This is a genomic window from Streptomyces alkaliterrae, from assembly GCF_007097205.2.
Taxonomy (GTDB): domain Bacteria; phylum Actinomycetota; class Actinomycetes; order Streptomycetales; family Streptomycetaceae; genus Streptomyces; species Streptomyces alkaliterrae.
On record NZ_VJYK02000222.1, the window covers coordinates 1 to 9,209 of the forward strand.

At 72.7% G+C, this 9,209-nt stretch carries 8 protein-coding genes; 2 read left to right on the forward strand and 6 right to left on the reverse strand.

All coding sequences use genetic code 11. The features are described 5' to 3' along the window. Positions 1-132: 132 nt before the first annotated feature. On the reverse strand, positions 133-1,278 hold the full coding sequence (locus tag FNX44_RS19100) for an NADH-quinone oxidoreductase subunit D (RefSeq protein WP_143649518.1): 1,146 nt from the start codon (positions 1,276-1,278) through the stop codon (positions 133-135). Positions 1,279-1,381: 103 nt separating this feature from the next. Here FNX44_RS19100 and FNX44_RS19105 point away from each other — a divergent pair, with 103 nt between their 5' ends. Next, on the forward strand, positions 1,382-1,984 hold the full coding sequence (locus tag FNX44_RS19105) for a PH domain-containing protein (protein WP_228450010.1): 603 nt from the start codon (positions 1,382-1,384) through the stop codon (positions 1,982-1,984). Continuing rightward, positions 1,981-3,468, forward strand: a complete 1,488-nt coding sequence (locus FNX44_RS19110) for a PH domain-containing protein (protein ID WP_407699123.1) — start codon at positions 1,981-1,983, stop codon at positions 3,466-3,468. Before FNX44_RS19105 ends, FNX44_RS19110 begins: the two co-directional genes overlap by 4 nt. Before the next feature lie 31 nt (positions 3,469-3,499). On the opposite strand, the gene FNX44_RS19115 is transcribed toward FNX44_RS19110, so the two are convergent. The 5 genes from FNX44_RS19115 to FNX44_RS19135 all read right to left on the reverse strand — a co-directional run bounded on the left by FNX44_RS19115 (position 3,500) and on the right by FNX44_RS19135 (position 9,186). Next, a complete protein-coding gene (locus FNX44_RS19115; RefSeq protein ID WP_143649520.1) occupies positions 3,500-4,831 on the reverse strand; it encodes an MFS transporter in 1,332 nt (443 codons plus the stop codon). Continuing rightward, on the reverse strand, positions 4,821-6,077 hold the full coding sequence (locus tag FNX44_RS19120) for an ATP-grasp domain-containing protein (protein WP_323369494.1): 1,257 nt from the start codon (positions 6,075-6,077) through the stop codon (positions 4,821-4,823). The genes FNX44_RS19115 and FNX44_RS19120 overlap by 11 nt, the downstream gene beginning before the upstream one ends. Positions 6,078-6,144: 67 nt before the next feature. Then, complete coding sequence (locus FNX44_RS19125) at positions 6,145-7,179, reverse strand: SGNH/GDSL hydrolase family protein (protein WP_143649521.1); 1,035 nt, start codon at positions 7,177-7,179, stop codon at positions 6,145-6,147. Between the two features lie 92 nt (positions 7,180-7,271). After that, on the reverse strand, positions 7,272-7,895 hold the full coding sequence (locus tag FNX44_RS19130; protein ID WP_143649522.1) for a LysE family translocator: 624 nt from the start codon (positions 7,893-7,895) through the stop codon (positions 7,272-7,274). A 19-nt stretch (positions 7,896-7,914) separates the two neighbouring features. Beyond that, complete coding sequence (locus tag FNX44_RS19135; protein WP_143649523.1) at positions 7,915-9,186, reverse strand: ATP-grasp domain-containing protein; 1,272 nt, start codon at positions 9,184-9,186, stop codon at positions 7,915-7,917. Positions 9,187-9,209 lie beyond the last annotated feature (23 nt).

The window sequence follows — 9,209 nt, forward strand, 5'->3', positions numbered from 1 at the left end:
AGTCCGGGCGGGACGAGGGCCCGGCGGACGGTGACGGGGACGAGGGCGGCGGAGCGCCCGACCTCAGGCGCGCAGTTTCCTGAGGTCGGCGGGGCGGGGCCGTGGGCCCCTGCTGTGTGGGGCCGTGGGCCTCTACTTGTCGATGTCGCCGACGACGAAGAAGAACGAGCCGAGGATGGCGACCATGTCGGCGACGAGAGTCCCCGGCAGTAGTTCCGTGAGTGCCTGGATGTTGTTGTACGAGGCGGAGCGCAGCTTCAGCCGGTACGGCGTCTTCTCGCCCTTGGAGACGAGGTAGTAGCCGTTGAGGCCCAGCGGGTTCTCCGTCCAGGCGTACGTGGCGCCCTCGGGTGCCTTGAGGACCTTGGGGAGGCGCTGGTTGACGGGCCCCGGCGGGAGTTCGGCGAGCCGGTCGAGGCAGGCGTCGGCGAGGTCGAGTGAGTTGTGGGTCTGCTCAAGAAGCACCTCGAAGCGGGCGAGGCAGTCGCCGGCGGTGCGGGTGCTGACGGCGAGGGTGTCGGCGAGCTCGCCGTAGGCGAGGTACGGCTCGTCGCGGCGCAGGTCGAAGTCGACGCCGGAGGCGCGGGCGATGGGGCCGCTCACGCCGTAGGCGTGCACGGTGGCGGGGGCGAGAACGCCGACGTCCTGCGTGCGGGCGCGGAAGATCTCGTTGCCGACGACGAGGTCGTCGAAGATCGTCATCCGGGAGCGGAGCGCGGCGACGGCGGTGCGGGCGCGGGACGTCCAGCCGGCGGGCAGGTCCTCCTTGAGGCCGCCGACGCGGTTGAACATGTAGTGCATCCGGCCGCCGGACAGCTCCTCCATGACGTGCTGGAGGTCCTCCCGTTCGCGGAAGGAGTGGAAGATCGGGGTGATGCCGCCGAGCTCCAGCGGGTAGGAGCCGAGGAACATCAGGTGGTTGAGCACCCGGTTCAGCTCGGCCAGCAGCGTGCGGAGCCACACCGCGCGCTCGGGCACCTCCATGCCCAGCATGCGTTCGACGGCGAGTACGACGCCCAGTTCGTTGGAGAACGCCGACAGCCAGTCGTGGCGGTTGGCGAGGACGATGATCTGCCGGTAGTCGCGGGCCTCGAAGAGCTTCTCGGCGCCCCGGTGCATGTAGCCCACCACGGGTTCGGCGGCGCTGATGCGCTCGCCGTCGAGCACCAGCCGCAGCCGCAGCACGCCGTGCGTGGAGGGGTGCTGCGGTCCGATGTTCAGCACCATGTCCGTGCTGGACATGGCGGCGCCTCCGATGCCGACCGTCGTCTCCGTCATGGCGCCTAGTCTGACAGCTCGGCCCGCGATGTCCCCCGTGGGAGGTGGTGGGATCGTCCTGTGGGCCGATACACGTGTCCTCACCTGCGCCTACGCTGGCTGTATGGAGACGGGGAGTGAGGGAGCGCCCACGGAGCGACTGCCCACGGCGGAAGCGCCCACGGCGGAAGTGCCCGCGGCGGAGGCGTCCGCGGCGGAGGCGTCCACGGGCGGTGGGCCGTCACCGGCGGCGGCCGCCCGTGGTGACGTGGAGTGGCGCGGGGTCGAGCGGGCGCTGTTGCGGATGCGGCGCACGGTGCTGCTGCTGACCGTGCCGCCGATCCTGGCGGCGCAGACCGTGCTGCTGTGGGCTCTGGTGGGGCCGGTCTGGACGCTGCTGATGACGCCGCTCGTGGCGCTGACGGTGTTCGGCTGGTTCGCGCTGGGGCGCAACTGGCGTTCGTGGCGGTACGCCGAGCGCGCCGACGACCTGCTGATCAGCCGGGGGGTGTTGTGGCGGGAGATGACGGTGGTGCCGTACGGGCGGATGCAGCTGGTGGAGGTCACGTCGGGGCCGCTGGAGCGGCGGTACGGGCTGGCCAGACTCCAGCTCCACACGGCGGCGGCCGCGACCGACGCCGCGATCCCGGGCTTGGTTCCGGAGGAGGCCGAGCGGCTGAGGGACAGGCTGACGGAGCTGGGCGAGGCCCGGTCGGCGGGGCTGTGAGCGCGGTGTCGGAGAACGACGTGCCGGGGAACGACGTGCCGGGGAACGAGGAGCGTGGCGGTGGCGGGGCGGGGCCCGGGCCCGGGCCCGGGTGGAAGCGTGACCACCCGACTGGCCGTACCGAGCCCTCGGGCCCTGGCGGGCCGGGCGCGGCCCGGGGAGTGGCGCGGCTGCTGCCCGCGCGGCCGGAGGGGCGCCGGCTGCATCCGATCACGCCGTGGCGGCGCACCTGGGCGCCGATCGCCGCCCTCGCCGTGTTCGCGGTGCAGGACTTCAACCGGGCCAGGGAGTGGTTCACCCAGCTGACGGTCGGCTGGCTGCTGGTGGCGTTCCTCCTGCTGCTGCCCGCGGCGGCCGCCTACGGCTTCCTGTCGTGGTGGGTGACGAGCTACCAGGTCACCGACACCGAGCTGCGCATCCGCACCGGGCTGCTGTTCCGCCGCGTCGCGCACATCCGGCTGGACCGCCTCCAGGCGGTGGACGTCACGCGTCCGCTGCTGGCCCGGGCGGTCGGGGTGGCCAAGCTCAAGCTCGACGTGGTCGGCACCAACGACAAGGACGAGCTGGCGTTCGTCGGGGAGGAGGAGGCCGTCGCGCTGCGGGCCGAGCTGCTGGCGCGGGCCGCCGGTATAGCCCCGGAGGCGGCGCCCAGCGCCGGGGAGGCGCCGGAGCGGGAGCTGGTGCGGGTGCCGCCGAGCCGGCTGACCGTGGCGCTGCTGCTGATGGGCACGGGCTGGGGCTTCCTCGCGGCGACGATCGTCGCGCCGCTGCTGATCTACTGGTGGACGGGCAGCCTGGGCGCGGCCGTCGCCACCGGCGTGCCGATGCTCGGCGGCGCGTGGGTCTCCACGCTGGGCCGGTACCTCACCGAGTACGACTGGAAGGTCGCCGAGTCGCCGGACGGGCTGCGGCTGGACCACGGCCTGCTGAACCGTGAGCACGCGACCGTCCCGCCCGGCCGGGTGCAGTCGGTGCGGATCGTCGAGCCGCTGCTGTGGCGGCGGCTGGACTGGGTGCGCGTGGAGCTGGAGGTCGCGGGCTCCGACATCGGGAACTCGGTGCTGCTGCCGGTGGCGCCGAGAGGTGTGGCCGCCGGGGTGCTGGCCCGGGTGCTGCCGGGGGTGGATCTGGCGGAGGCGGCGAGTGTGACGCGGCCGGTGCCGCGCCGCGCCCGCTGGGCGGTCCCCGTCTGGTGGCGGGGCTACGGGCACGGGGTGACGGACGCGGTGTTCGCGACGCGGCGCGGCCTGCTGCGGCGGGAGTTGACGCTGGTGCCGCACGCGAAGGTGCAGAGCGTGCGGCTGAGTCAGGGCCCGTGGGAGCGGCGGCTCGGCCTGGCGGACGTGCTGGTGGACCACGGCGCCAACGGCACGGCGTCCGCCCGGCTGCGGGACGTCGAGGAGGCGTACGCCATCGTCGGCGCGCAGGCCGAGCGGTCCCGGACGGGCCGCCGAACCGCCCGCCCGGACCGCTGGCTGACCTGACACCCTCGACGCGGGTTCGCCCGGGCGGCCGTCAGGCGCGCGGCAGCTGCCGCACGTTCCGGTACGGCGAGCAGAACACCAGCAGCCAGCAGACGGAGAGCAGGGCGGCACCGGCCCACAGCACCGAGCGCACGCCCATGGTCTCGCCCAGCAGCCCGGCCAGCGCCGCGCCGATGGCGAGGGAACCGGTGAGGAGGAAACGGAAGGTCGCGTTCATCCGGCCCAGCAGTTCGGGCGGGGTGGCGGTCTGGCGGAAGGTCACCTTGATCACGTTGTCGGTGCCGATCTTGAACGTGATCAGGAGGTACGCCGCGACGGCCGGCCACAGCATGAGCCCGGCGTCGACAAACGGGATGAGGAAGCCGAACGGCGCGACGCACAGCCCGACGATCCACATGCTTCTGCCCTCGCCGAGCCGCCGACCGAGGGGGCGGGCGGCGAGCGAGCCGAGGAACACGCCGACGCCGGCGATCGCCAGGAACAGGCCGAGCGCCACCTCGGGCAGGCCGAGCTCCCGGATGAACAGGACCGGCAGGACGGTCACGATCATCTGGCACGCCATGTTCGTCAGCGCGCCCTCCAGCGCGAGGGGACGCAGGAGGGGGTGGCCCAGCACGAACCGGGTGCCTTCCATGATCTCCCGCCCGAGGTGGGCGTCCGGGCGGCGGCGCGGCGGTGGTTCGGGGCACCGCACGAGCAGCAGGCACACCATCGACCACAGGAAGGTCAGCGCGTTCACCGCGACCGCCAGGGGCGCGGTGAGTAGCTGCACCAGGTAGCCGCCCACGCTGCGGCCGGAGACCTGGTTCACCGCCTGCATCGCCACGAGCTTGGCGTTGGCGTCGCCCAGCTGCTCCCGTCCGACGACGTGCGGCAGGAAGCTCTGGTTGGCGACGTCGAAGAAGACGGTCGCGACACCGGACACCAGGACGACGCAGTACAGCTGCTCGATGGTGAGGGCGTCCAGCCACCACGCCACGGGCACCGAGCCGAAGAGCACGGCACGTACCAGGTCGGCGCAGATCTGCAGGCGCTTCTTCCGCGTCCGGTCGGCCCAGGCTCCGGCCGGCAGGCCGATGAGCAGGAACGCCACGGTGCCCAGTGCGGCGAGCGCCCCCACCTGGCCGGGGGAGGCGTTCAACTCGGTGACCGCGAGGAGCGGGATGGCGAGGTAGCTGATCTGGGTGCCGAGGGTGCTCACGGCCGACGCGGCGAAGACGTAGCGGAACGGTTTGATCCGGAAGGCGGAGGTGGCTGCCGGCGCCGGTCCCGGTCCGTCTGCTCCCTCCGGGGAGACGACCTGTCCGGTCTCGGCCGGTCCGGCCTCCGCCGGTCCCGGCGGCGGTCGGTGCTCAGTCGACACGGATGTGGATCCCCTGTTCGACGGCCAGGCAGCGGGCCTCCGCGTCGGCGGCGTCCAGGCCGCTGCTGAGTGCGTATCCCGAGCTGCACGCGGCGAGTGTGTCGAGCGCCGGGACGACGTCCCCGGGGTTGCGGGCGAGGACGGCGCCGGTCTCCAGCGCGGTGAGTTCGGCGAGCAGGGGCAGGTAGACGCCCTCCAGCTCGCCGGGTGCCAGGCGCTTCACGACGGCCGGCACGTCCCCGTCGACGGTGACTTCCCTGACGACGCCGGGCGGCGGCACGAAGAACCTGATGGCGGCGCCGCCCCTGGGGGCCGGCGGGTCGGCCGGCAGTTCCTCGATGCCCAGCGGCACGGTCAGCATCATGCGCGCCAGGTCGGGGCCGTAGGCGCGGCGGACCAGTTCGGGCAGCGCGTGTCCGCCGAGCCGGGCGTGCGACTCCAGGACCCGGGGGCCGGCGGGGGTGAGGACGAACTCGCTGTGCGAGGGGCCTTCGGTGAGGCCGACGGCGTCCAGCAACCGGACCGTGAGGTCGCGCAGTTCGTCGAGGTGGGCGGCGGCGACCCGGCTGGGCGTGCTGACGGCCCATTCCACGTGCTTGCTGTTGACCTGGTACTCGGAGCAGCCGATCGGCAGGTGTCGGCCATGGTGGGAGAAGGACTCGACGGAGACCACCGGGCCTTCCAGGTACTCCTCGGCGAGCGCGGCGCTCAGACCGGAGTCGGTCATTTCGCGCCAGGCCCGGGCTGCCGCGTCCACGTCCCGGACGAGGTGGATGTGGCGGCTCGCGGCGCCGTCGACGGGCTTCATGACGATCGGTCCGGCCAGCTCGCGGTGGAACGCGGCGGCCTCGTCGGCACCGCGCACGACGCGGTGCCGCACGGGGCTGAGGCCGTGCCGGTCCAGTGCCGCGCGGGTGAGGGCCTTGTCCTTGAGGGTGCGGGCGGTCCGCTCGCCGACGCCCGGCAGGCCGAGCGCGTCGACGACGTGTCCGACGCAGACGCCGGCGGGCTCGGAGGTGGTGAGTACCCGGTCGAAGGGGCGCTGCTCGTGCAGCGGGGCGAGCGCGGCGAGCACCGCCGGGCCGTCGCTGATCGGGGCGTGCACGATCCGTTCGCAGTGCGCGGCGATGGACGGCTCGTACATGCCCTCCTCGTGGACGAGCACGACGTCGATGTCGAGTTCCTTGGCTCCTGCGATGGGGGCGGGTCTGCCGCCCACCCAGGCCACCCGGTGTGTGCGTGTCACGTTGCTGTCCTCGGTCGTGGTGCGGACGGCCGGCGCCCGCCGTGTGCGGTGTGCGGGGTGGGCGGGTTCAGCGGATGTCGAGGTGGTCGGCGAGGAGGCCGGCGACGACGTCGTAGCCGTGGTCGGTGTAGTGGGCCCGGTCGACGTAGATCCAGTCCCGTTCGGTCACCGCTTCGGCGAGCACGGGGTTGAGGTCGAGGAACCGGACGCCGATCTTCTCGCAGCCGGCGCGGAGGCGTTCGGCGAACGCGCGGGCCACGGCGGGGGTGGAGATGTCGCCGTAGAGCGCTTCCCAGGTGCCCAGCTTCGAGATGCGGTCGATCTCGTCGAAGAGGAGTTGTTCCTCGGGCGCGTGGCGGTCGCGCATCCACAGCGCCATCGGCTGGAGCACGTAGGTGACGCGGGCGTTCGGGCCGGCGAGCAGCCGCCAGCTGTCGAGGTGCCGCAGGGTCAGGTCGGCGGCGGACTCGACGACCTCGGGGATGTTCCGCCGCACCTCGTCGTGGGTCGAGATCGTGCGGCGCCGTGCCTGGGAGCGGAAGCCGCCGCGCCGGTTCGCCTTGCGGTTGGCCTCGCGCAGTTCCTCCATCTTCTCGAAGTACTCCCCGCAGAACCAGAACGCTCCGTGGTCGCCCTGCTGCCACTCGGGCAGCCGTCCGACGGTGAGGTCGTTGAGTCCGGAGAAGACGACCACCTCGTCGATCTCGGGGAGGAGGTGGCGGTGGAGGGTGAAGAGGAGGAGTTCCTGGGTGGAGTTGTAGCAGCGGCCGCCGAAGTTCAGCCAGGGGGCGGCGGGGGCGTGCCGGCGCCACAGTTGGGAGGCGAGGGTGGTGGAGTCGCTGGTCGCGCCGATGCCGAGCACGGTCGAGCTGCCGGTGAGGACGCGTACCGGTCCCGCCGGGACGTCTCCGGCGGCGGACGCCGTCTCGCCGTTCGGGCCGTGGGAGATACGGAAGCCGGCCCGGTCGGTGTTGATCACCGGCGAGCGGTAGTCGGCCTGGTGGAAGTACATGAGGTACGGCAGGTAGCGGGCTTCGCCCCGGTCGTCGAAGCGGGCGTACTCCTGGAGCTGAGGGGTCAGCTCGTCGCGGTGCAGTGCCAAGGGGATGCTCCTGTCTTGGTGCCGCGGCCGGTGCCGCGGCGGGTGTGCGGGGCGGCCCGCGGGCGGCGGACCGTCAGCGGGATCGGAAGGTGTCAGGACACGGCCACGTGGACCGCGATGGCGGCCAGTACGGTGCCCATCACGTAGCGCTGGGTGCGGAGCCAGCGGGGCCGGTCCTTGAGGAAGGCCGAGATGGACCCGGCGCCCAGCGCGATCAGACCGTTGACCGTCACGGCGATGGCGATCTGCGTGAGGCCGAGGACGAGGCTCTGGCCGGCGACCGATCCGCGCCCGGTGTCGACGAACTGGGGCAGTACCGAGATGTAGAGGATCGCGATCTTGGGGTTGAGGAGGTTGGTCACCAGGCCCATCGTGAAGAGCCGCAGCGGCGGGTCGGGTGGCAGCGGCTGCGGGTCGAACGCGGAGAAGCCGCCGGGGCGCAGGGCGGTCCAGGCGAGGTACGCCAGGTAGGCGGCGCCGGCGAGCTTGACGGCCGTGTACACGGCGGGGACGAGCGCGAACAGGGCGGCGATGCCCGTCACCGCCGCGAGCAGGTAGACGAAGAAGCCGACGGCGACACCGAGCAGTGAGAACAGCCCCGCTCTGCGTCCCTGCACGATGGAACGGGAGACGAGGTAGATCATGTTCGGGCCGGGGGTGAGCACCAGCCCGAGCGCCACGAGGGAGATGCCGAGCAGTGCCTGGAAGCTGACCACGGGTGTTGTCCTCGCCGTCTCAGCGGTCCAGTCCGCAGGCCACCGCCCGACGGTCCGGTGGCGGTGCCGGGACGCAGTCCAGTGACACCTCCGCGGCGGTCGCCAGGATCGAGTCGGCCACCTCCGCGGTGGTGCCGCCGCGGAACCGGAAACGGGCCCCGACGTGCTCGTACCCGCCGATGCGTGGCAGCACGTAGCCGGTCTGCGGAACAACCCGGGCGTACAGACTCGGTGGCGGGGTGGCGGGGGTTCGCACGCCCACCACCCGGCAGGGGGAGGGGAGCGGTGCGGGGACGAGCAGCCAGCCGCCGATCCGCCGGGTCGCCGCCGGTTCCGCCAGCTCCGGGGTCTCGCCGAGTTGGATCGCGACGGCGGCCGACATCAGGTCGAGGCCGTGGACCTCCCGCCAGACGAACGGGATCTCGGCGCCGCCGACCCGCCAGCCGGCCTCCAGGAAGGTGAGACGTGTGCCGCCGTCCTCGTCGGCGCCGACAAAGACCTCCAGGTGGAACACCCACGGTCGCCGCCCGCCGAGCGCCCCTGCGACCGCAGTGGTGAACCCGCCTATGTGCCGGAGCAGTTCCGGGTCGTCCTCCTCGACGGAGCCGAGCGGGGTGGTGCCGGTGGAGAACTCGGCGCAGGTGTTCAGATAGCGCGAGGCGCGCCAGGGTCCGAGTTCGCGGCCCGTCCACAGCCCGTCGACGTGGTAGACGGCGTCCGCGCAGAAGGTCTGGACGATGCGGTCCTCCGGTTCGGCGGACTCCAGGGCGGCCAGGTCCTCCGGGGAGTCGAGTCGCAGGACGCCGCGACTGGCGGTACCGCGCCGGGGTTTGACCACCACCGGCCAGCCGTGGGTCTGGGCGAACTCCTTCACCGCGGCGGCGTCCGGCGCGTCGGCGAACGCGGGTGTGGGCAGGCCCGCCAGGGCGACGGTCTGCACCATGGTCAGCTTGTCCCGGAAGCGCGCGAGCTCGGTCGTCCCCTGGCCCGGGCAGCCCAGCTCGGCGCGGAGCTGCGCCGCCACCTCCAGGTCTCCCTCGTTGAGCGCGATCACCCGTTGCGGACGGCCGAACCGCACGGTCAGGGTGTCGACGGCCTGCCGGACCTCGCCTATGTCGTCGGTGGCGCTGACCGTGACCGTGCCCGCGGCGGAGACGGGTACCGACTCCAGGCCCAGTGCCGTGGTCACGTAGGTGACCTGGTGGTGCCGGTGGTCGAGGTAGTCCGCGTAGCGGGCGTAGTGGTCGCGCCAGCGGTGGATGACAAGGACGTGGCTGACGAGGGCGGTCATCACTGTTCCGTTCTGGGTGGGGG